We start from the raw sequence: 22,105 nt of genomic DNA on the forward strand, positions 1-22,105 counted from the left end.
GCCGAGACGGCATCTTGCAGCAAAGTGACGCGATCTTGACAATCCATGAAAGGGTTAACAGCGCAAGGACAGTTATGGCTAGACTCCTGGTTCTCAACGGTCCCAACCTGAATCTGCTCGGCACACGCGAGCCGGCTGTCTACGGCACGACCACCCTGGAGGACATCCGGATTCGCTTGACCGAGCGCGCATTGAGCGCCGGTCATCAACTGGATTGGCTACAGTCCAACGCCGAGCATGAACTGGTCGAGCGAGTACACCGCGCGAAGCAGGAGAACATCGATTTCATCCTGCTCAATCCGGCCGCCTTCACCCACACCAGCGTGGCCCTGCGCGACGCGCTGACCGGTGTCGCCATCCCGTTCATCGAACTGCACCTTTCCAACGTGCACGCGCGCGAACCGTTTCGTTCACATTCCTATTTCTCCGACGTCGCCCGTGGCGTCATCGCGGGATTCGGCGCCGATAGCTACGTGCTGGCGCTGGATGCCGCGTTCAGGCAGCTGGATCGAGACTGATCCCTTTTTTCGCCAGCGGACGTTTAGCGACACGCGTCGCACGCTACTGTCATATCCGACTTCCATATCCAACTATCGCATTCAACCAAACCGAGACATCGCCATGGATATACGCAAGGTCAAGAAACTCATCGAACTCCTGGAAGAGTCCAACATCAGCGAAATCGAGATCCAGGAAGGCGAAGAGTCCGTGCGCATTAGCCGCCACCCTAACGGTTTCGGCGCCATGCAGCAGCCAATGGTCATGCAACAGCAGCAGCCGATGGCACCTTCCGCGCCAGCGGCACCGAGCGCGCCGGTTGCCGAAGCCGGCGACGCGGCACCGGCCCAGCCTGCCGGTCACGCAGTGACCTCGCCCATGGTCGGCACCTTCTACCGCTCCCCGGCGCCGGGCGCCAAGGCGTTCGTCGAAGTCGGCCAGAGCGTCAAGAAAGGCGATACCGTGTGTATCGTCGAAGCGATGAAGATGATGAACCAGATCGAAGCCGACAAGGATGGCGTGATCGAAGCAATCCTGGTCGAGGATGGCGAGCCGGTCGAATTCGACCAGCCGATGATCATCATCAACTGATCATCTTCCACTAGGGCCACACGAGCGAAACCATCATGTTGGACAAGGTACTCATCGCCAACCGCGGCGAGATCGCCCTTCGCATCCTGCGCGCCTGCAAGGAGCTGGGGATCAAGACCGTGGCGGTTCATTCCAAGGCCGACCGGGAGCTGATGCACGTGCGCCTGGCAGACGAAGCCGTCTGCATCGGCCCCGCTTCCTCGGCGCAATCCTACTTGAACATCCCGGCCCTGATCAGCGCGGCCGAGGTGACGGATTCCAGCGCCATCCACCCCGGCTACGGCTTTCTCGCCGAGAATGCCAACTTCGCCGAGCAGGTGGAGCGCTCCGGATTCACCTTCGTCGGGCCACGCGCCGAGACCATCCGGCTGATGGGCGACAAGGTCAGCGCGATCAACGCCATGAAGGCAGCGGGCGTGCCGACGGTGCCGGGCTCCGACGGCCCGCTGCCGGACGACGACGCCGAGATCCGTCGTATCGCCGGCCGTATCGGCTACCCCGTGATCATCAAGGCGGCAGCCGGTGGTGGCGGCCGCGGCATGCGCGTGGTGCGCAACGATGATGAAGTCGCCAAGGCGGCCAGCGTGACGCGCTCCGAAGCCGCAGCGGCTTTCGGCGACGGCACCGTCTACATGGAGAAGTTCCTCGAGAACCCGCGCCACGTGGAAGTCCAGGTGCTGGCCGACGGTCAAGGCAACGCGATCCATCTCTTCGATCGTGACTGCTCGCTGCAGCGTCGCCACCAGAAGGTGCTCGAGGAAGCCCCGGCACCGCATCTCGACCCGGAAGCGCGCGCCAAGGTCCTGAAGGCCTGTACCGACGCCTGCATCGAGATCAACTACCGTGGCGCCGGCACCTTCGAATTCCTCTACGAGGACGGCGAGTTCTTCTTCATCGAGATGAACACCCGCGTCCAGGTCGAACACCCCGTGACCGAAATGGTCACCGGCGTCGATATCGTCAAGGAACAGCTGCGTATCGCCTGCGGTCAGCCGCTGTCGATCCGTCAGGAAGATGTCGAACTGCGCGGCCACGCCTTCGAGTGCCGCATCAACGCCGAAGACTCCCGCACCTTCATGCCCTCCCCCGGCAAGATCAATCTCTACCACCCGCCGGGCGGTCTCGGGGTACGCATGGATTCCCACATCTACACTGGCTACAGCGTGCCGCCGCATTACGACTCCCTGATCGGCAAGCTGATCACCTGGGGGGCGGATCGCGAAATAGCCCTGGTGCGGATGCGCAATGCGCTGGACGAGCTGCTGGTCGAAGGCATCAAGACCAACATCGATCTGCAGAAGGATCTGGTGCGTGACAGCGCCTTCCAGCGTGGTGGCGTCAATATCCACTACCTTGAAAAGAAGCTCGGGCTGAGCTGAGGAAGCACTGCCTAAATGTCTACGCAGACGAATCGCTGCGTTGCGCTTCATCCTGCTCGACGACTTATTCAGCGCTTCCTTGATTCCTGGTAAGTGGTGATGGGGCGGTCATCCGGTGATGGCCGCCCTTCTTCTTATCTCAATCTCGACTGGATTATCTCAATCTCGACTGGAGAGCCGTCATGGCGTGGCTACAACTCAAGGCATCCATTGCCCCCGAGCAGGCCGAATGGCTGGAAGAACTGCTGCTTGCCGAGGGCGCCAGCGCGATTACCCTGCAGGACGCCCACGACGAGCCGGTGTTCGAACCCGACCGTGGCACGACCCCGTTGTGGTCGGAAACCGTACTCACGGGGCTTTACGACGACCTCAACGAGGTCGAGGCGATGATCGAACGCGTTCGGCGCGCGTGGGCCGAGCAGTTGCCCGACGACCCGGCGCCGCAGATCGAGTACGAGCTTCTGGCCGATCGCGACTGGGAGCGCGAATGGATGGACGGCTTCGAACCGCTGCGCATGGGCCAGCGCCTGTGGATCGTGCCGAGCTGGCACGAGGCGCCCGATCCCGATGCGGTCAACCTGCTGCTCGACCCCGGCCTCGCCTTCGGCACCGGCACCCATCCCACCACCGCACTCTGCCTCGGCTGGCTGGACGCACAGGATCTCGCCGGACGACAAATTCTCGACTACGGCTGCGGTTCCGGCATTCTCGCCATCGCCGCGCTCAAGCTGGGAGCCGATACCGCCGTCGGTGTCGATATCGACCCGCAGGCGTTGCAGGCGAGCCGCGACAACGCCGAACGCAACCAGATCGACGAGGCGAGCCTGATCCTCGATTACCCGGAAAAGATCGGCCGGGGCGAGTTCGAGGTCGTCGTCGCCAACATCCTGGCCGGACCGCTGATCGAGATGGCCTCGACGATTGCCGCCCGGGTCCGCCCCGCCGGCCAGCTGGCGCTGTCGGGCATCCTCGCTGCCCAGGCGGAATCGGTGCTGGATGCCTATCGCGCCCAGGGCATTCTCATGGATGCGCCGCAGGAAAAAGAGGGCTGGGTTCTGCTGACCGGGCACCGGCCGGGCTGAGGTTTTGTAAAGCCGCTCCCTCGTCTCGGCCCTCCGGCTGTGAAGACATTCATGCGGCATTGCCCACGCCTGAAAGTGTTTCATGCGGTATCTCTGCGCGCTACGGCTTAGGTCGCGAGTCGACAAACAGCGCTTCAACAACGCCGGGGTGATCGGTATCATAGCCTCCCCGTTTTGCCTGAGCCTCTGTAACGATGCGTGATTTGGTGTCACCGCAGACCGATCGCCCGTTACCCCGCATCGGCCATCACACGCTACCCAACCGCGTGATTCTGGCCCCCATGGCCGGGGTAACCGATCGCCCTTTCCGACAGCTTTGCCGCGAGCTGGGCGCCGGGCTGGTGGTGTCGGAAATGGTGACCTCCGACAGTCGGCTGTGGCATACCCGCAAGTCTCGCCAGCGCATGATCCATCGCGGCGAGCCGGGGCCACGTTCGGTACAGATCGCCGGCGGCGACCCGCAGATGCTCGCCGAAGCCGCACGACTCAACGCCGAAGCCGGCGCCGAGATTGTCGACATCAACATGGGCTGCCCGGCCAAGAAAGTCTGCAACAAGGCGGCGGGCTCTGCCCTGCTGCGAGACGAGAAGCTGGTCGCGGAGATTCTCGACGCCGTGGTGGCGGCAGTCGACATCCCGGTCACGCTGAAGATTCGCACCGGCTGGTGTGCCGAGAGCCGCAACGGGGAACGTGTCGCCAGGCTTGCCGAGGACGCCGGCATTGCCGCGCTCGCCGTGCATGGCCGGACCCGCGAGCAGCGTTATACCGGGACGGCCGAATACGACACCATCGCCGCCATCAAGCAGCAGGTGTCGATACCGGTCTTTGCCAACGGGGACATCACGACGCCGCAACGCGCCGCCGAAGTACTGGCCTACACCGGCGCCGATGCGGTGATGATCGGCCGCGGTGCCCAGGGCAACCCGTGGCTGTTCAGAGAGATCGAGCATTACCTGCGTACCGGCCGCGAACATGCGCCGCCCAGCGCGGAAGAGATCGCCACCACCATGCAACGTCACCTGCGCGCGCTGCATGAGCATTACGGCGACTATCTCGGCGTCAGAGTCGCCCGCAAGCATGTCGGCTGGTATCTCGCCGCGCGTGACCCCGGCCGCGAACACCGTGCCCGTTTCAATCGTCTCGAGCAGGCCACGCAACAATTCGAGTTTCTCCATGAACTCTTTCGCGGTGACGCCGCCGCGATCGGTAACGGAACCCACGCAGCATGAATAGCCGGCAGCCTTTAGCCCTCGATGGAGAATCCCCATCCGAGGTCGATCCTCTTCAGATGCCCGATGCGCTGTCTCACACGACGTTGCGAGAGTGCGTCGAGCGCGTCATGGAGCGCTACTTTTCGCACCTCGAGGGGGAATCCGTCTCGAATCTCTACACCATGGTACTGGCGGAAGTCGAAGCGCCCCTGCTCGAGGTCGTGATGCGCAACGTCGAAGGCAACCAGACCCGCGCTGCCGAACTGCTCGGTCTCAACCGTGGCACGCTGCGCAAGAAGCTCAAGCAGTACGATTTGATCTAACGGTGCGATTGATCCAGCGGCGCGGTTCGATCCACCATGATGATTCGACCCAGCCGGCACGATCCGAAACAATGACACGACCGTACGACCTGACCCGAATCTCCTTCGCTTCGCTCCAGCGGAGCCTATCCGGACGGGCGATGCCCTGGGCGCCAGCCGTCTCATCGTCAACCGTCTCGCCGTAAAAAAGAGTGGACTGGCATGTCTCAAAATTCTGCTTCTACTGCCCCCCGGGCCATCCGTCGCGCACTGCTCAGCGTGTCCGACAAGACCGGCGTTGTCGACTTCGCCCGTGAGCTGGCAGCTCGCGGCGTCGAGCTGCTCTCGACCGGCGGCACCTACCGCCTGCTCCAGGAAAACGGCATCGCCGTGACCGAAGTCTCGGCCCACACCGGTTTCCCGGAGATCATGGATGGCCGGGTCAAGACGCTGCACCCGAAGATTCACGGCGGGATCCTTGGCCGGCGCGGGCAGGATGACGCCGTCATGGCGGAACACGGCATCGATCCCATCGACATGGTCGTGGTCAATCTCTACCCGTTCGAGCAGACCGTCGCCAAGCCGGACTGCACGCTGGAAGACGCGGTCGAGAACATCGATATCGGCGGCCCGACGATGGTTCGCGCCTGCGCCAAGAACCACGAGCACACCACGATCGTGGTCAGCGCCGACGACTATTCCCGCATCCTGAAGGACATGGCCAGCCATGAGGGCGGCGTCAGCCACAAGACCCGCTTCGACCTGGCAATCAAGGCGTTCGAGCATACCGCTGCCTACGATGCCGCCATCGCCAACTACTTCGGCCAGCGCGTGGGTAACGGCGAGCCCGATTTCCCGCGCACCCTGTCGTTGCAGTTCACCAAGAAGCAAGGCATGCGCTACGGTGAGAACCCGCACCAGAAAGCCGCGTTTTACATTGAATCGGGCACGGTCGAGTCAGGCACGGTCGAGCCCGGCCAGCAGGAAGCCAGCATTGCCACCGCCGAACAGCTCCAGGGCAAGGCGCTCTCCTTCAACAATGTCGCCGATACCGATGCAGCGCTGGAGTGCGTCAAGTCCTTCACCAAGCCGGCCTGCGTGATCGTCAAGCATGCCAACCCCTGCGGCGTCGCCGTGGTGCCGGAAGCCGACGGCGGCATCCGCAAGGCTTACGACCTCGCCTTCGCGACCGACAGCGAATCCGCCTTCGGCGGCATCATCGCCTTCAACCGCGAGCTGGACGGCGATACCGCCAGCGCGATCGTCGCGCGCCAGTTCGTCGAGGTCATCATCGCACCGCGCATCTCGGCGGAAGCCCGCGAAGCCGTCGCCAGCAAGACCAACGTGCGCCTGCTGGAGTGCGGCGAGCTGCCCGCGAAGAGCGCCGAAGGCTGGGACTACAAGCGCGTCAACGGCGGCTTGCTGGTACAGAGCCGCGACACCGGCATGATCGCCGCCGAGGATCTCAAGGTGGTCACCCAGCGAGCGCCGACCGAGCAGGAGCTGCACGACCTCGTCTTCGCCTGGAAGGTCGCCAAGTTCGTCAAGTCCAACGCCATCGTCTACGCCAGGAACCGCCAGACCGTCGGCGTCGGTGCCGGCCAGATGAGCCGCGTCAACTCCGCCCGCATCGCCGGCATCAAGGCCGAACACGCCGGCCTGCAGGTCGAAGGCTCCGTCATGGCATCGGACGCCTTCTTTCCCTTCCGCGATGGCCTGGACAACGCCGCCGCCGCCGGCATCACCGCCGTCATCCAGCCCGGCGGCTCGATGCGCGACGAGGAAGTGATCGCCGCCGCCAACGAAGCAGGCATCGCGATGGTGTTTACCGGCATGCGCCACTTCCGGCACTGAGCCGCGAGCCGCGAGCCGCGAGCCGCGAAAAGCAGCGTGACTGTGGAAACGAAGAACGCCAGCGACATTGTCGCTGGCGTTCTTCGTTCGAAGCTCGAAGCCCGAAGCTCGAAGCCCGAAGCCCGAAGCCCGAAGCTCAGTCTGGCTCTTTCCCCAGATCGATACAGAGGTACTTGGTCTCGAGATACTCATCGAGCCCGTACTTGGAGCCTTCGCGGCCGAGGCCGGAGGCCTTGACGCCGCCGAACGGGGCGCTGGCGTTGGAGATCAGGCCGGTGTTGATGCCGACCATGCCGTACTCGAGCGCTTCGGCGACGCGCCAGACACGCCCCAGATCCTTCGAGTAGAAGTAGGAGGCCAACCCGAACTGGGTGTCGTTGGCCATGCGCACGGCTTCCTCTTCCGTCTCGAAGGGGAATACCGCGGCCAGGGGACCGAAGGTCTCTTCGCTGGCGACCTTCATCTCCGGCGTGGCGTGGCTGACCAGCGTCGGGGAGAAGAAACGCCCGCCCAGAGAATGCTCGTGGCCGCCGAGCAGCAGCTGCGCGCCCTTGTCGGTGGCGTCCTTGATGTGATCAGTCACCTTGGCCACGGCATCGTCATCGATCAGCGGGCCGATGTTTACGCCCTCCTCGAATCCTTCACCGACCTTGAGCTCGCTGTTCATCGCGGCCGCCAGCTTCTCGCTGAAGGCGTTGATCACGCTCGACTGGACGAGGAAACGGTTGGTGCAGACGCAGGTCTGTCCGGCATTGCGGAACTTGGAGGCGATCGCGCCTTCGACCGCGGCGTCCAGGTCGGCATCCTCGAATACCAGGAACGGCGCGTTGCCGCCCAGCTCCAACGATATCTTCTGGATGTGCTGCGCAGCGCCGGCCATCAACGAGCTGCCGACTTCGGTCGAGCCGGTGAAGGTGACCTTGCGTACCACCGGGGAGTCGGTCATCGCCTTGGCGATCTCGCTGGCCTTGCCCGGCACGACGTTGAACACGCCACGCGGAACACCGGCCTGCTCTGCCAGTGCGGCCAGCGCGGTCGCGGAGAACGGTGTCTGGCTGGCCGGCTTGATCACGATGGTGCAGCCCGCCGCCAGCGCGGCAGCGGCCTTGCGCGTGATCATCGATGAGGGGAAGTTCCACGGCGTGATGGCGCCGACGACGCCCACCGGCTGCTTGGTGACCACGATGCGCTGCTGGTTGCTGGCCGCGGGGATGGTGTCGCCATAGATACGCCGCGCTTCCTCGGCGAACCAGCGCATGAAACTGGCGGCATAGACGATCTCGCCCGCCGCTTCCTTGACCGGCTTTCCCTGCTCGGCGGTCATGATCGCCGCCAGCTCATCCTTGTTCTCGAGCATCAGCTCGTACCACTTCATCAGGATGTCGGCCCGCTCCAGCGCGGTGTGGTTGCGCCACGCCGGCAATGCGGCCTCGGCAGCGTCGATGGCACGCTCGGTCTCGGCGCGGCCCAGTCGCGGCATGTGCCCCAGGATCTCGCCCGTGGCGGGGTTGTCGACATCGATCTGCTCACCGCTGTCGGCGGCAACCCAGTTACCATCGATATAGGCAAACGGTCTGAACAGCGCGCTCTCTTTGACAGACTGCACCTTGAGGGACTGTGCTTTGTCGGACTGTGCTTTGTCGGATTGCATGACTCACTCCTTCCTTGATGTGCTTGCCGATCGCAGGCATTCGGCCCACGCAGGCCGGTCGTTGCCGTGGTGCGACGAGCAATGAAATCGTTCATGACGACGGCGTGTGACAGTGATGCCAGTGTCACGACTCCTGCGTCAAGGATGGCGCGTTAGCGTCACCTGTGCCAGTCACGATCGGTCACGCCGCGAGTCATTCATAAGCGCGTCATTCGTGACCGGACCGATGCCGTGGCAGCATCATCGCGATGCCACTCGGGGCCAGGGCGATTACAGCTGCGACCAGAGCGTCACGCCGACGGCAATCGCGATCGCGGTGCCGCTCAGCCAGTAGCCGTTGAACCGCTGGGGCTGGCGATGCACGTGACGCAATCCCAGCCAGGCCAGCACGATCGCCACGACTTCCACCACCGGCGCGTAACGCCCGGCGCTCAGCCCGACGACCGACACCACGAACGCTGCCAGCGCCCAGTGGGAAAGTCGTTTGCGCCGTGTCTTGCCGTCGACGCCGCGAGTGCTGCTGGCGCGGCGCTGCGCCTCGGGGCGATTGAAGACCTGGATCGCCTGTCCGTCGCGGAGCTCGAAGCGAACCGGGGTGCCGGCGCTGGGCAGGCCGCGACCACGCCACTGTGCGAAATCGAACGGATAGCGCTTGCCGTCGCTCTCCACCTCGCCGGTCTGGGCTTCGTCGTCGAAATGAAAAAGGCGACCATCCATGCAGCTATCCTTGTGGCTCTCTTTAACGGCTCTCTTTACCGACTGGCTTTACCGGCTGGCTTTTGACGAGTGCGACGACCGACGGCGCCTCTGTCAGCGACCGTTGACCAGCATCAGGAACTCCTGACGCGTCGTCTGGTTCTTGCGAAAACTCCCCAGCATCACCGACGTGGTCATGCTGGAATTCTGCTTCTCCACACCGCGCATCATCATGCACATATGCTGCGCCTCGATCACCACGCCAACACCGAGGGCTCCCGTGACCTGCATGATCGCCTCGGCGATTTCACGGGTCAGGTTTTCCTGAATCTGCAGCCGGCGGGCATACATATCGACGATCCGTGCGAACTTCGACAGCCCCAGCACCTTGCCCTGGGGCAGATAGGCAATGTGGCACTTGCCGATGAACGGCAGCACGTGATGCTCGCACATCGAATACATCTCGATGTCCTTGATCAGCACCATTTCATCGGTATCGGAAGCGAAGACCGCGCCATTGACCAGTGTCTCCAGCGACTGGCTGTAGCCCTGGGTCAGGAACTGCATAGCCTTGGCGGCACGCATCGGGGTATCGCGCAGGCCCTCGCGCTGGGGATCTTCTCCCAGCTTCTCGAGAATCCCGTGGAAGTGGCCTGCCAGTTGCTCTGTCATGTTGCTGCCTTGTCTATCGGTATCGTCATCGAATGCTCGCGGCCGCGATCACATTCGGCCCCCAAATCGGTGTCAGCCGATTCTAGCGAAACTCCGGCGGCACCACTATCTCGTCGATCCAGGCAATTGCGTCGATACGGACAATTTCGCCGACACAGACAGTCTCTTCGATACGGACAATTCGCATCGCGACTCGCCACGGGGCGAGTCGCGCACTTCGACAGGACGCTAGCCGATCAGGCCAGCCAGCGCGGCGAGTCGAGGGCCACGCGTTGCTGTTCGAGATGGCGAATATGCTGATCCCAGTAGCCGCTCTCGGCGACGTAAGGGAAGGCTCGGGGAAACGCAGGATCTTCCCATCGCGCCGTCACCCAGGCACTGTGACGAATCAGGCGCAAGGTTCGCAGGGCCTCGATCCAATCGAGCTGGCGGCGGTCGAATTCGCGGGTCATCTCGTAGCCTTCGATGATTTCGGACAGCTGCATCTGCCACTCTTCGGGAAACTGGGCGGTCAGCAGCATCCACAGATCCTGCACCGCCGGCGCCATCAGGCAGTCATCGAAGTCGACCAGAGAGAACTGCTCGTCACGCCCCAGCATATTGCCGAGGTGACAGTCGCCGTGAACGCGCTGCATCGCGCTGTCCGGCCAGGCGTGATCCGCCAGCAGCGGTAGTAGCGAATCGATTACGCGGTCGTAGGTCTTGCGCTGTCGAGCATCGAGCCAGCTCGCCTGGAGAACTCGGCTGCGACTCTCCTCGATCATCGTGTTCGGATCGAGCCGCAGCCGATACCGGAAAGGCTGGCGAGCCCCGACCTCATGGACCCGGCCGATCAGTTCGCCGAGAGCAAAGAGATGCGCCGGGTCTTCGAGCTCCGGGGCCTGGCCGACGACATGCGCGAACAGGGCAAAGCGGAAACCCTCGAAGTGATGCAGCGTCCGACCCGTATCGTCTGCCCAAGGCGCCCCCACCGAGATCGACTCCGCCGCGAGCGCCTGCAGAAATTCATGCTCTTCGAGAATCTGCTCGTCGCTCCAGCGCTCCGGGCGATAGAACTTCACCACCCAGCGGCGGCGGTCGTCGTCGGTCAACGAGTAGACACGATTCTCGTAGCTGTTGAGCGCGAACGGCTCGCCGGGCAACCAGAAGCCGAGCGACTCGACGGCCTCGACGACCCGCTGCGGCGTCAATGTCTCGAACGGATGCAGGGAAACGGCGCTCATACGGACCTCGACTGACGGCGGAGTTGCATGCGCGCATGCTATCAGATTCGTGCCGAGGGCGTACGCGCGAAGGCCAGCACCGTGACCCGCCGCGCCCCCGCTTCCCGGCAGGCGATCGCCAGCGACTCCAGCGTCGCGCCGGTGGTCATCACGTCATCGACGACCACGACCGCCGGCGGTAACGGCTGGGCCACGGTGAACGCACGCTTCACATTGCGCCGCCGAGAGAGGCGGTCCAGGCCACGCTGGGATGGCGTCTCGCGCCGTCGTTCGGCCTCGATCACCGGCATTTTCAACCGCGCGGCCAGACGCTTCGTCAGCCACGCCGTGTGGTCGAATCCACGCTCCCGGGTCCGCTCGCGGTGACCGGGGACACCGATCACCGCCTCGCCGACATCGGGCGATCGGCTCAGGGTGGCAAGCATGAGTTGAACCAGCACCTCGCCAGCCCTCGCATCCGCCGAGAACTTGTAGCGCTGTATCAGACGAGCCACCCGCGACTCGTAGCGCAGCGGCACCCACGCGGCCTGCTGCGCGGGGGGATGCTTCAAGCATCGCCCACACTGGCGCGGCGCTGACGACGCAGAGGAGAGCATCGGCAGCGGTTCGGCGCAGAGAGAACAAGCGCTCTGGTTCCAGGGCATATCCGCAAAGCACTCGACGCACCAGGGCGAACCGCCAGCGACGGCCGTATGGCAAAAGGCACAGTAACCCGGCAGCGCCCGCTTCAACTGCGCGTTGATCCAGTCCACCAATCCGCGAGCCATTGGCCGCACCACTTCCAGACGCCGCATCATTGGTATTCTCTCGACTGCTCCGCTCTCGATCATCTCAATGATGATGTCGACCGCGGCGGCGAAAACTGAAGCGCCGGCAGCTAGCCACCAGGGTTCGATCGAGCAACGATTGACATCGATGAAGCCGCCAGTACAATGAGCGCGCCTATCGAATTGCGGATGTGGTGGAATTGGTAGACACGCTAGATTTAGGTTCTAGTGCCGAAAGGTGTGGGAGTTCGAGTCTCCCCATCCGCACCAAGCAAGTTTCCTGACTCTCCTCTGAAGTAACGCCAATCCCGAAAAGCCAGCATCCAAGCGGCTTTACCGCCCTGATCGCACTAGATCAATCTGGTTCATCCCATCTCGCGCGGTACATCGATATGTATATCGAAAGTTCGTGTGTACAAGCATGCGCTGGGGAACGCTATGGAGCGCTCGCGGTGCCAGAGGCGACCGAGCCCGCCATACTCTTCCGCTCGAGGAACGATCACTCGTCGAGATGACGTATCCATTGCCGGACGCGCCATCGCTGGAGCCGATTGGCATAGCGTTTGGTGTCCAGCGATACCGGTACCAGAGTGCAGCTATCACCCTCTTTCATATGCAGGCGGAAGCGGCGCTCCGCACCGATCGGGTGATCTTCACTGCCGTAGATGGCGACGACGCGGATATCGAGAAAGTGAAACACAGTATCATCCATCGGGCGATTGCGTTCGAGCTTTACACCGTGGACGCTGCACAAGCGCTTCAGAATGGCCTCGAAAGTCCCGACGTGGCTGTAGCTCCCGGAGAGCATGGGCCCTTGGCTGGACTGCATGCCCTGCCTACGTTCCTCGTGTTCCGCTTCCGACGAGTCCTCGGAATCGGCCTTGTCCTGCCGATGGTCGGCCTCGAAGTCGATCATGTCATTGGTCAACGAACCCTTGCTGGTGTGCAAGGTCACGATGATATGTTCCAGAAAGATCGGCTCGGAGCTCATGTTGCTGATCAGGCAAAGCGAGGTCAGGTCGTTGCCGTGACCACGATTGATAATGATGCGAGGGCGCCGTGTTCGGGCGAAGTTCCGGTAGAGGATCTGGGCGTAAAAGAACCATACAAAGAGCGTCAATATGCTCGTGATGGCGGTAATCGCTTTACTGTGTTCTGACAACCATTCCATGGTCGTGATCGGCTCCTGCCTGCTTGACTCGAGAAGGCGTCAATGTAGGCGAGAACGATGGCGGGCGATATAACTTAGTTTGTGTAACAGAGCACGGACGAGGCCAGGCCTCGGAAATACGAAAGGCGGGCCTCTCGGCCCGCCTTTAACTAACCGCCTGAACCCGGACTTCCTGTCCTATCGTTGCGTCATCCTGACGAAGCGTGGTTCACGGTAATGCTTGAGCCTTGTCATCCCCATCCTGAGTCCGACAGGCTGGCAGTCTTCCGTGACTGCGGATCCAACTCACCTGGTACGTCCTTGAGCCCATCCTTGGGTACGGTGAGTCAGCTAACGGGGATAAAGTTATACAAGAGTTATCTTCGGGTCAAGTTTCCATCAAATTTTTACTGCCTGGAATGACAGTCATGCCGGAATCGCGCGAGAGAGCCGGAAAGAAGAGAGAACCCGCCGAAGGGGATCGAGTATCCGTTGGAGAAGAAAACCGACGGAAGGACGCCGGCTTTCGGGACACCTGCCTACACTTGCGCCATGGAGCTCAATGCCAGAGGCGAAAGAGACCACACAGCACCTCCGCCAGCCACGCGCCAACCCTTCCTGAGCTCCTGAGCCTTGCGACTCGTTCCCTGGCCCATGCCACTAACCAACGCCGAGCGTAAGTCCCTTGGTCACGTCCCTGCAGCAGCCTTCACAGAAAGAATTGGGCAAATGTTAGATCAATACATTACAGACAGCAAAGCGAGGTACAGACTATTGTCCAACAATGAGTAGCATGCAGACCACGCGAACGGCGAAGGCGGACTCTGACAGGCGTGCAGTTCAGGCAGCCGAAGCGCCTGCCCGCCCTCCTATAGCGCCAAACAAATGGGCATATCAATTAATTCTCTTATTACCAAAAACGGAAACTGCGCTATCCTGCGCGCATGACCGTGACGGATGGCATTGACTCATCCATCACCCAATTCTGCTTCAGGGGGGATCTGTTCTCATGGCAAAACGATCGACTTCAACCGCGCCGTGGCGCCGAACCACGCTGGCCTTGGCACTGGGCCTCGCCACGTCTCTGGGCGCGATGACAACGCAGGCCGATACGCTGCGAGTCGGCATGTCGGGCGGCTATTATCCCTTTACCTACGTCGAACAGGATGAGCTCAAGGGCTTCGAGGTCGATCTGATGAACGCGATCGGCAACATCACCGGCGACGATGTCGAATTCGTGACCGCCAGCTTCTCCGGGCTGGCCGGCATGCTGGACTCCAGGCGGATCGATACCATCGCCAACCAGATCACCATCACGCCGGAACGCCAGGAGAAATATCTCTTCAGCGATCCTTACGTCTACGATGGTGCACAGGTCGTGGTTCGCAAGGGTAACGATGCCATCCACGGCGTCGAGGACCTCAAGGGCAAGACGGTCGCGGTCAACCTCGGTTCCAACTACGAGCAATTGCTGAACGAGCTGCCCTACGCGGATGACATCAACATCAAGACCTACGACTCCAACATCGAACAGGACGTCGCCCTGGGGCGCGCCGATGCGTTCGTCATGGATCGCGTCAGCGCCACGCAGGTGATCAAGGACAAGCCGTTGCCGCTGCAGCTGGCCGGCCAGCCCTTCTCCCGGATCGAGAACGCCTACCCGTTCCGCGACGACGAAGCAGGAGCAGCGATGAAGGACAGGATCGACGAGGCGCTCGCCGAGTTGCGTGAAAGCGGCAAGTTGAGCGACATTTCGGAGAAATGGTTCGGGACCGACATTACCCAACCGTGATCGACGTTTCACAGCAACGGCCCATGGCGCTGACCGGCGCCATGGGCTTTTCCGTTATCTGAGGTCGCCAAGCGCGGAGCGCCACGCACTATGCACGCACTCGATTTCGACTACATGCTGGGCCTGGTGCCCATTCTTCTCGGTTATCTGCCCCTGACGCTCGAGATGGCAGCCGCCGGCATGGCCTGTGCCCTGGTGCTGGCCTGCCTGCTCGCCGTCATACGGGTGACTCGTATTCCCGGCCTCAACGCCGTTGCGCTGCTGTTCATCTCGTTCTTTCGCGGCACGCCGCTGCTGGTCCAGCTGTTCCTGTTCTACTACGGACTGCCTCAGGTACTGACCTTCCTGGTGGCGATCAACGGTATCACCGCTACCATCCTTGGCCTGACGCTCCATTTCTCCGCCTACATGGCGGAGTCCATTCGCGCCGCCATCGTGGGCATCGACCGGAGCCAGACCGAAGCCGCACTCTCCATCGGCATGACACGAGCGCAACTGATGCGACGGATCGTGCTGCCGCAGGCGACCCGGATAGCAACACCGACACTGATGAACTACTTCATCGACATGATCAAGTCGACATCGCTGGCCTTCACCCTCGGCGTCACCGAGCTGATGGGGGCGACCCAGAAGGAAGCCGCCGGAAGCTTTCTCTACTTCGAGGCCTTCCTGGTGGTCGCGGTGATCTACTGGATCGTGGTCGAGGCACTCTCCTGGGTGCAAAAATGGCTGGAACAACGACTCAACCGGGCGTATCAGCGATGATCGAACTCAAGGGCATTCGCAAGCAATTCGGCGACCACGTCGTCTTCGACGACATCGATCTCACCCTCGAGCGCGGCGAGATCATCGTGATCGTCGGCCCCTCCGGGACCGGCAAGTCAACCCTGCTGCGCTGCATCAACTTTCTCGAGACGCCCGATGCCGGCCATCTGACCGTTGGCGATCTCAGTCTCGACGCGACCCGCGCGACCCATGAACAGATCCTCGCGCTGAGACGACGCACGGCGTTCGTGTTCCAGAACTATGCGCTGTTCGCCAACAAGACTGCGCTGCAGAACATCGCCGAGGGCATGATCGTGGTCGACGGCATGCCCAAGGCCAAGGCCTACGCCAGAGGCCGCGAGATTCTCGAGCGCATCGGCCTGGCCGACAAGGCCGATGCCTATCCCGCCTCGCTCTCCGGAGGCCAGCAGCAGCGCGTGGGCATCGGCCGAGCGATGGCGGCCAATGCCGACGTGATCCTGTTCGACGAGCCGACATCCGCGCTGGACCCGCAATGGGTGGAGGAAGTGCTCGGCCTGATGAAGCAGCTCGCGGCGGAACATCAGACCATGATCGTCGTCACTCACGAGATGCAGTTCGCCCGCGAGGTCGCCGATCGCGTGGTATTCATGGACCAGGGCCGCATCATCGAGCAGGCCCCGCCTGCGGAGTTGTTTAGCCAGCCCAGGGACGAGCGCACGCAGCAGTTTCTGCGCAAGATCCTGGCGGCGAACGCCGTCTGATCGACGTTCGTCGCCAGCGGGATCAGCGCGTCGAAGACGGTCTTGAAAACGTTGGCGCGCTGCTGGCAGAAAATCGTCGGGAGCGATTTTCGACGCCGCCTAGCGGCGTCCCGAAGGGAGCCTGCCAGGGATGGCAAGCTCAAAGAAGCGCTCCACCACGTCGTCTCTCACGGGCGGCGTCAGGCAGGAGACGATCACGAACAGCGGCAGGTTGATCATCAAACCCCAGAACCCGGCGTGAATGCCGAGCGGATTGGGCCAGATCAGCGTGAACGCCAGCGTCACGCTGAACCCGCTCACGATCCCAGCCAGCACACCCCTCCGTGACGCGCGGGTCCACAGGAACATGCCGATGAATGCCGGCAACACTTGCGTCGCGAACCCCAGTCCCACCAGCAGGATCATGATCAGATTGCTCGGCTCGCTGATCGCCACCGGTGCCACGATCAACGCCATCACCGGAATCAGCAAGCGACGAGCGAGGCGCGCGGTGGCCGCATCGCCGAGGCGAAACAGCGGCTGAGCGATATCCTTGGCATAGGCCATCGACACCGAATGCAGAAACGGCTCGCAGGATGACATGGCAGCGGCCAGCGTTCCCGCTCCCAGCAGGCCCACCAGCCAGCTCGGCAGGTTCTGCAGCGCAAATTCGAGTGCCACGGTATCGGCCCGGCCCAGATTGGGGAGCGCGGTGATGCCGATGAAGCCCACCACCACCATCGGCAGCACGACGATATAGTAGGTCGGCAGCCAGGTCGCGCTGCGGCGAATGGTGTCGGCCGAACGCGCGCTCATCCACTGGCTCCAGACCGGCGGCATGAACGAGAGCATCGAGACGATGATCGACGTGGTCCAGAACGCGAAGCTCATCTTGCCATCGGCCCCCGGCAGGGTCAGAAACGCCGGCCGTTCGGCAGCCAGGCGCTCGAAGACACCCGCGAACCCCATCTCGCCGGTAGCGTGATGAGCCGCCCACAGCCCGACCGTCCAGGCCACGACCAGCATCAGGATGCCCTGAAAGGCGTTGGTCAGGCCGATGGCCCGTTGACCGCTGACATAGAGATAGATCGCGATGACGCTAAGAATCACGATCACGCCGGCCCAGACCGGGATCCGCCCGCCGCTCATCACCGACAGAATGTAGGCGGACCCCATCGTCTGGAGTACCGCATAGGCCAGCGAGCCGATCGACATCACCAGCGCCGCCAGCCCGCCGAGCAGCGGACTCTGGTAGCGGTCGGCAATAGCCGCGCCCTGGGTGACATGTCCGAAGCGCTGGCCGAAGGCCCACACCTTGGGGCCGCAATACCATGCCACCAGCGCCAGATAGGAGAGATAGATCACCACGTAGAAGACGGCAACGCCCTTGCTGTAGGCCCAGCCGGGCGCGCCCATGAAGGTGTAGGCGCTGATGCTGCCCGCCGCGATCAGCAGATAGAGCGTTATCGGCCCCATGCTTCGCCCGGCAACGCCCCACTCCTCCAGGCTATCCATCAGGTGCCCGCCACGTGCGCGCAACCCGATGAACAGCGCAACGCCGATGTACCCCAGGGTGATCCACAGCGGCAACAGACTAGTCGTCATGAGAAGACACCCGCAGCCAGCGATTGGCAAGGAGCATGACCAGCCAGCACCCCAGCACGATCACGTAGGTCCATACCGCGAGCCACGGCAGCCCCAGCCATAGCCGCGGCTGGTTGAACCAGCCGATCACCGGCCACAGTCCCAGAGCGATCAGCGCCACGAACGCCAGAGTCAGGATCCATCCCTTACCCGAACGTGGGCGGACGACATAATGTTTCATCGATGTGTCTAGCCTTTGCAAAGTCTGGCCTGTGAAGAATCTGGCCTTTGAAGAACCTAGTCGTTGAAAGAGTCTCGTCTTTGGAGCGTCTCACCTTTGGAACGTCTCGTCTTCGAGGAGACTCGTCCTTGAAGTGTCTGGCGCCGCAAGCCCAAAGCGCCATAGAATCATACCGCATCGGGCATTGACGCCCGCCCGCCGTATCGTGAAGCCATTTTCTCTTCTAGGCTAGTAGCCGCTCAATCATAGGGAACGGCATGAAAAGGATTCACTTCAGCCTGCGCGAGTGGCTGCAACATACTGCATCGGCAGGCTATGTCGCCAAGGGAATCATCTACCTGACGATCGGTTGGTTGGCGCTACTGACCACGATAGGGCTTGGCGGCAGCGAAAGCGGCGCTTCGGACGTCATTCGCAAAATCGCGCTGTGGCCGTTCGGACGCGTGCTGCTGGCGCTGATGGGTCTGGGGCTCACCGCTTACGTCCTGTGGCGCCTGGCTCAGGCGTTCTGGGATACCGAGCGCAAGGGCAACGACTGGAAAGGCTGGCTTCAGCGGCTGGGGTTCGCGATCAGCGGCGGCCTCTATACCACGCTGGCCTGGCAATGTGCCACGCTGATCTTTCAGAGCCTCTCCCAGTCGCAAAGCAGCGGATCCTCCCAGAACACCGAACGGCTCATGGGTCTCCCGGGCGGCCGCTGGCTGCTGCTGGCCATCGGCCTCGTCTTCGTCGGCGTCGGTTTCCATCAACTGGTGCGCGCCTGGCGACGCGCCTATCGCAAGAACTGGCACCTGCAAAGCCGGCCCAATCCGCCCCTGCCCCTGCTCGAAGCCATCGCCCGGCTCGGTCTGGCGGCCCGCGGTGTCACCTTCCTGCTGATCGGCGGGCTGCTCGCACTAGCTGCGTGGCGTCTCTCGCCCGGCGATGCGCAAGGTCTCGGCGCGGCCCTGGACCTGCTGGCGCATCAGCCCTTCGGCGACTGGCTTCTCGGCGCGGTGGCCGTCGGCCTCATCGCCTATGGCGGCTACTGTTTCATCAATGCCGGCTATCGCCGGGTACGTCATCCGCGGCACTGATCGATTATCACGAAGCATGTGGCTCCGGAACGACCGGTCGGAGATCGAAGACAACTGGGGCCGATAGAGAAAGCCGCCCATGATGGGCGGCTTCCAGAGGCTGGCACCTGATGGCCCCAGAGAACTTTTCCGCTTCTGATACGAGGCGGCTCGGCCGACAATCAGCCCAGCATCAGCGCACCGCCGGCGGCGGCGATGGCGGCGCCGATACCGCGCATCCAGCGGTTGTCGCGCTGCATCAGCCAGCTGCCGGTCAAGCGACCCAGCAGCGTGATACCCACACTGGCGATGACGAAGCCGAGCGCGTAGAGCGCCGCCGACGCGCCCGGTGCGAGCTCGCTGCCGTGGGCGTGGCCGTGCAGCAGGATGAACGCGAAGACCAGCGTTCCGCCCAGCGCGCTGGGGAGCTTGACCAGACTGGCCAGCAACGCCCCTGCCAGCAGAACGCTGGAGGCGATACCGAACTCGACGCCGAGCAGCGGCACGCCACCCCAGGCGAGCCCGGCACCGGCGACCATGCCCAGGGCAATCAGCAGCGGCATGGCACGGCGCAGCGCGGGTGCCTGACGGCAGCTCCACAACCCGACCGCCAGCATGGCGAGCAGATGGTCCAGGCCGGACAGCGGATGCATCAAGCCGGCAAGAAAGCTGCCGCCGTGGGTGTGCGGCAGCGCTCCGGGATGCGCCATGGCCGCCGAAGCAGCCAGCATCGTCACCGGTGCGGCCAGCCAGGCCAGACGCCGAGCAGTGAGAAGGGATGAAGTCATGACGGTTCTCCTTGAATGAAACGGACGCAAACTCAGTTGGCGCTCAGCAACGCCTGATCCTCGATGTCTCTACACGCCTTACCGCGTCGCTCCGGCAACATGCCGCGGTCGAGGATGAAACGGACGATCGTCTCGACACCGACGCCGTCGTGCAGATTGGTGAACACGAAGGGGCGTTCGCCGCGCATCTTCTTGGCGTCGCGCTCCATCACCTCGAGCGACGCATGAACGTAATCGGCGATATCGATCTTGTTGATGATCAACAGATCCGATTTGGTGATACCCGGCCCTCCCTTGCGCGGAATCTTGTCGCCGGCGGAGACATCGATCACGTAAAGCGTCAGGTCCGACAGTTCGGGACTGAACGTGGCGGCCAGATTGTCGCCGCCGGATTCCACCAGCACCAGTTCCAGCGAGGGATGTAGCGAGTGAAGGTCATCGATGGCCGCCAGATTCATCGAGGCGTCCTCGCGAATCGCGGTATGCGGGCAGCCCCCGGTTTCCACGCCGATGATGCGATCTGCGGCCAGGGCATCGTGGCGCAGCAGGAAGTCGGCATCCTCACGGGTGTAGATATCGTTGGTCACCACGGCGATATCGTAGTGTTCGCGCAGCGCCAGACAGAGCTGCTTGAGCAGCGCGGTCTTCCCGGAGCCTACCGGGCCGCCGACACCGACGCGTAAACAGTGCTTCATCTTGTTGCTCTCCTATTCCCTTCACCTTCAACGGCTATCTCGTCCGAAGACGCTGAATGAATCGCGGCATTCGGACGGCGTCTTCGTCAGCTGCGGAACAGCCGTGAATACTGTGTCTCGTGCAGAGCGCTTGCCAGCGCCAGGCCCGGCAGAACCGGACCCAGCTCGGCATCCGATAACCGATTGGCCACCTCGACGGCGCTGGCCAGCTCGGGCCGTAGCCGCTCGATGAGCCGCTGCGCAGCGGTCTGCCCCAGAGGCAGCGCCTTGCAGGCAGCCGCCAGCTGGTTTTCCAGCCACGCCCAGGCGAAGCCGAGCTGGGTATCCTCGACAGCAACACCGCGCCGATGGGCCAGCCAGGCGAATAGCGTGACGTAAGTCGGGCGCTGCGGTAGCCAGCCGGACACCGGCAACAGATCGAGATCATCCAGCAGGCGGACCAACGCCTGCCCCAGACGCAGATCCTCCTCTGCCAGCTCGGCGGTCTCGCGGTTGGCCTGGAGCCAATCGTTCCAGTACTGCAACGCCTCGTGATCCTCCACCGCCCAGGCGGCCTGAAGCCGGGCCAGCACCGGCAGCTCACATGACGTCAGACCGTCTTCCAGCACGCCGGACAACCACGCGTTCAGGCTCTCTTCGTCGCTCACCCAGTTCAGCTCGAAGGCGCTCTCGAGACCTTGCGACCAGGCAAAGGCACCGATCGGCAAGGCCGGGCTGACGAGTTGCATCAACCCCATCAGCGCCAGCGGATCACGATCCCGTATCGAATCGACTACCACCGTTCAATGCTCATGGTTGTGGCCATGACGGTGGGACAGGTGATGCTGGAAGTCGTAGACCTGCCCATGGCCGCTCGCCGGATCGTGATGATGGCCATGATCGTGCCCATGTCCGTGCCCGAGCCCCTCGGCGTAGGCGCCTGGCTCGGGGTCGAACGGCGCCTTGTGCCGCTCCAGCGCCGCGCCCAGCCTCGCTGCCAGCGCCTCGAGAACGTGGTCTGGCGGGAAGCGTACCCAGCCGCCTTCGTCGTCCTGGCCGATCGCCAGTTGCACGTGCCGGTTACCCAGGTGATAGCAGAGCCGAGCCAGCGCCAGACCGGACGGCACCGATGCGGTCACGACCGGTTCATCGGCGGCCCGGACGGCGACGATCTCGCCGGTTTCGGCGCGCAGCAGCGCCCCATCGCGCAGCACCGGCCCGCGATCCAGAAAAATGCCGATCTCGCGCCCACTGTCGCTGGTCGCCTTCAACCGCCCCCGCATCCGCAGTTCGAACGGTAACGTCACGCTGTCGACAGCTTCGGCGTCGGATGTCGCCTCCAGCCGTTCCATTAATTTCCACATGTCTGTTCGCCTCATGCAGGCCAATACCGGGCACCCGGAATAAC

At 62.9% G+C, this 22,105-nt stretch carries 23 protein-coding genes and 1 tRNA gene; 12 read left to right on the forward strand and 12 right to left on the reverse strand.

Features of this window, described 5'->3' with window-relative positions; genetic code table 11:
• The first annotated feature begins 74 nt into the window (after positions 1-74).
• The 7 genes from aroQ (at position 75) to purH (ending at position 6,917) form a co-directional block, all read left to right on the forward strand.
• Positions 75-518, forward strand: coding sequence for a type II 3-dehydroquinate dehydratase (gene aroQ / locus CCD76_RS02475; RefSeq protein ID WP_087717958.1), 444 nt, complete (start codon positions 75-77; stop codon positions 516-518).
• A 103-nt stretch (positions 519-621) separates the two neighbouring features.
• Complete coding sequence (gene accB / locus CCD76_RS02480) at positions 622-1,089, forward strand: acetyl-CoA carboxylase biotin carboxyl carrier protein (RefSeq protein ID WP_071232928.1); 468 nt, start codon at positions 622-624, stop codon at positions 1,087-1,089.
• 35 nt (positions 1,090-1,124) lie between these two features.
• A complete protein-coding gene (gene accC, locus CCD76_RS02485) occupies positions 1,125-2,468 on the forward strand; it encodes an acetyl-CoA carboxylase biotin carboxylase subunit (protein WP_087717959.1) in 1,344 nt (447 codons plus the stop codon).
• Positions 2,469-2,650: 182 nt separating this feature from the next.
• Entirely contained in the window at positions 2,651-3,550 is a 900-nt protein-coding gene (gene prmA, locus CCD76_RS02490) for a 50S ribosomal protein L11 methyltransferase (protein WP_087717960.1), read from the forward strand.
• Between the two features lie 194 nt (positions 3,551-3,744).
• A complete protein-coding gene (dusB, locus tag CCD76_RS02495; RefSeq protein WP_087717961.1) occupies positions 3,745-4,779 on the forward strand; it encodes a tRNA dihydrouridine synthase DusB in 1,035 nt (344 codons plus the stop codon).
• 59 nt (positions 4,780-4,838) lie between these two features.
• On the forward strand, positions 4,839-5,084 hold the full coding sequence (gene fis, locus CCD76_RS02500; protein ID WP_071232932.1) for a DNA-binding transcriptional regulator Fis: 246 nt from the start codon (positions 4,839-4,841) through the stop codon (positions 5,082-5,084).
• A 201-nt stretch (positions 5,085-5,285) separates the two neighbouring features.
• Complete coding sequence (purH, locus tag CCD76_RS02505; protein WP_087717962.1) at positions 5,286-6,917, forward strand: bifunctional phosphoribosylaminoimidazolecarboxamide formyltransferase/IMP cyclohydrolase; 1,632 nt, start codon at positions 5,286-5,288, stop codon at positions 6,915-6,917.
• 136 nt (positions 6,918-7,053) lie between these two features.
• Here the strand turns inward: purH and CCD76_RS02510 are convergent, their stop codons facing one another.
• From CCD76_RS02510 to CCD76_RS02530, 5 genes are all read right to left on the reverse strand, one after another.
• The gene (locus CCD76_RS02510) at positions 7,054-8,568 is read right to left on the reverse strand and encodes an NAD-dependent succinate-semialdehyde dehydrogenase (RefSeq protein WP_179208820.1); all 1,515 of its coding nucleotides are present in this window, start codon (positions 8,566-8,568) and stop codon (positions 7,054-7,056) included.
• 270 nt (positions 8,569-8,838) lie between these two features.
• Positions 8,839-9,285, reverse strand: coding sequence for a hypothetical protein (locus CCD76_RS02515; RefSeq protein ID WP_087717963.1), 447 nt, complete (start codon positions 9,283-9,285; stop codon positions 8,839-8,841).
• Between the two features lie 93 nt (positions 9,286-9,378).
• A complete protein-coding gene (gene folE, locus CCD76_RS02520) occupies positions 9,379-9,936 on the reverse strand; it encodes a GTP cyclohydrolase I FolE (RefSeq protein WP_071232936.1) in 558 nt (185 codons plus the stop codon).
• Positions 9,937-10,172: 236 nt separating this feature from the next.
• Positions 10,173-11,159, reverse strand: coding sequence for a serine/threonine protein kinase (locus CCD76_RS02525; RefSeq protein ID WP_087717964.1), 987 nt, complete (start codon positions 11,157-11,159; stop codon positions 10,173-10,175).
• A gap of 41 nt (positions 11,160-11,200) precedes the next feature.
• Positions 11,201-11,956: a ComF family protein gene (locus tag CCD76_RS02530; protein WP_256961054.1), complete on the reverse strand. Its 756-nt coding sequence runs from the start codon at positions 11,954-11,956 to the stop codon at positions 11,201-11,203.
• A gap of 155 nt (positions 11,957-12,111) precedes the next feature.
• Here CCD76_RS02530 and CCD76_RS02535 point away from each other — a divergent pair.
• A tRNA-Leu gene (locus CCD76_RS02535) sits at positions 12,112-12,196 on the forward strand.
• A 229-nt stretch (positions 12,197-12,425) separates the two neighbouring features.
• Here the strand turns inward: CCD76_RS02535 and CCD76_RS02540 are convergent.
• Complete coding sequence (locus CCD76_RS02540; protein ID WP_087717965.1) at positions 12,426-13,097, reverse strand: hypothetical protein; 672 nt, start codon at positions 13,095-13,097, stop codon at positions 12,426-12,428.
• Positions 13,098-14,085: 988 nt separating this feature from the next.
• Between CCD76_RS02540 and CCD76_RS02545 the strand changes: the two genes are divergently transcribed.
• The 3 genes from CCD76_RS02545 to CCD76_RS02555 all read left to right on the forward strand — a co-directional run bounded on the left by CCD76_RS02545 (position 14,086) and on the right by CCD76_RS02555 (position 16,376).
• Positions 14,086-14,868 (forward strand): amino acid ABC transporter substrate-binding protein, encoded by a 783-nt coding sequence (locus CCD76_RS02545; RefSeq protein WP_087717966.1) that lies wholly within the window; start codon positions 14,086-14,088, stop codon positions 14,866-14,868.
• A 90-nt stretch (positions 14,869-14,958) separates the two neighbouring features.
• A complete protein-coding gene (locus CCD76_RS02550; RefSeq protein WP_087717967.1) occupies positions 14,959-15,633 on the forward strand; it encodes an amino acid ABC transporter permease in 675 nt (224 codons plus the stop codon).
• Entirely contained in the window at positions 15,630-16,376 is a 747-nt protein-coding gene (locus CCD76_RS02555) for an amino acid ABC transporter ATP-binding protein (protein WP_087717968.1), read from the forward strand. Before CCD76_RS02550 ends, CCD76_RS02555 begins: the two co-directional genes overlap by 4 nt.
• Before the next feature lie 99 nt (positions 16,377-16,475).
• Here CCD76_RS02555 and CCD76_RS02560 read toward each other — a convergent pair whose 3' ends face one another.
• A complete protein-coding gene (locus tag CCD76_RS02560) occupies positions 16,476-17,960 on the reverse strand; it encodes a sodium:solute symporter family protein (protein ID WP_087717969.1) in 1,485 nt (494 codons plus the stop codon).
• Positions 17,950-18,180 (reverse strand): hypothetical protein, encoded by a 231-nt coding sequence (locus CCD76_RS02565; RefSeq protein ID WP_087717970.1) that lies wholly within the window; start codon positions 18,178-18,180, stop codon positions 17,950-17,952. Before CCD76_RS02565 ends, CCD76_RS02560 begins: the two co-directional genes overlap by 11 nt.
• A 257-nt stretch (positions 18,181-18,437) precedes the next feature.
• Here CCD76_RS02565 and CCD76_RS02570 point away from each other — a divergent pair, with 257 nt between their 5' ends.
• On the forward strand, positions 18,438-19,256 hold the full coding sequence (locus tag CCD76_RS02570) for a DUF1206 domain-containing protein (RefSeq protein ID WP_087717971.1): 819 nt from the start codon (positions 18,438-18,440) through the stop codon (positions 19,254-19,256).
• A gap of 161 nt (positions 19,257-19,417) precedes the next feature.
• On the opposite strand, the gene CCD76_RS02575 is transcribed toward CCD76_RS02570, so the two are convergent.
• The 4 genes from CCD76_RS02575 to ureE all read right to left on the reverse strand — a co-directional run bounded on the left by CCD76_RS02575 (position 19,418) and on the right by ureE (position 22,061).
• Entirely contained in the window at positions 19,418-20,023 is a 606-nt protein-coding gene (locus CCD76_RS02575) for a HupE/UreJ family protein (protein WP_087717972.1), read from the reverse strand.
• Positions 20,024-20,055: 32 nt separating this feature from the next.
• Positions 20,056-20,718 carry an urease accessory protein UreG gene (gene ureG / locus CCD76_RS02580; protein WP_087717973.1) on the reverse strand — a complete coding sequence of 221 codons (663 nt, stop codon included), beginning with the start codon at positions 20,716-20,718 and terminating at the stop codon, positions 20,056-20,058.
• Between the two features lie 86 nt (positions 20,719-20,804).
• Complete coding sequence (locus CCD76_RS02585) at positions 20,805-21,455, reverse strand: urease accessory protein UreF (protein ID WP_087718121.1); 651 nt, start codon at positions 21,453-21,455, stop codon at positions 20,805-20,807.
• Positions 21,456-21,500: 45 nt separating this feature from the next.
• Complete coding sequence (ureE, locus tag CCD76_RS02590) at positions 21,501-22,061, reverse strand: urease accessory protein UreE (RefSeq protein ID WP_087717974.1); 561 nt, start codon at positions 22,059-22,061, stop codon at positions 21,501-21,503.
• Positions 22,062-22,105 lie beyond the last annotated feature (44 nt).

The sequence above is a fragment of the Salinicola salarius genome (genome assembly GCF_002179555.1).
Classification (GTDB): domain Bacteria; phylum Pseudomonadota; class Gammaproteobacteria; order Pseudomonadales; family Halomonadaceae; genus Salinicola; species Salinicola salarius_A.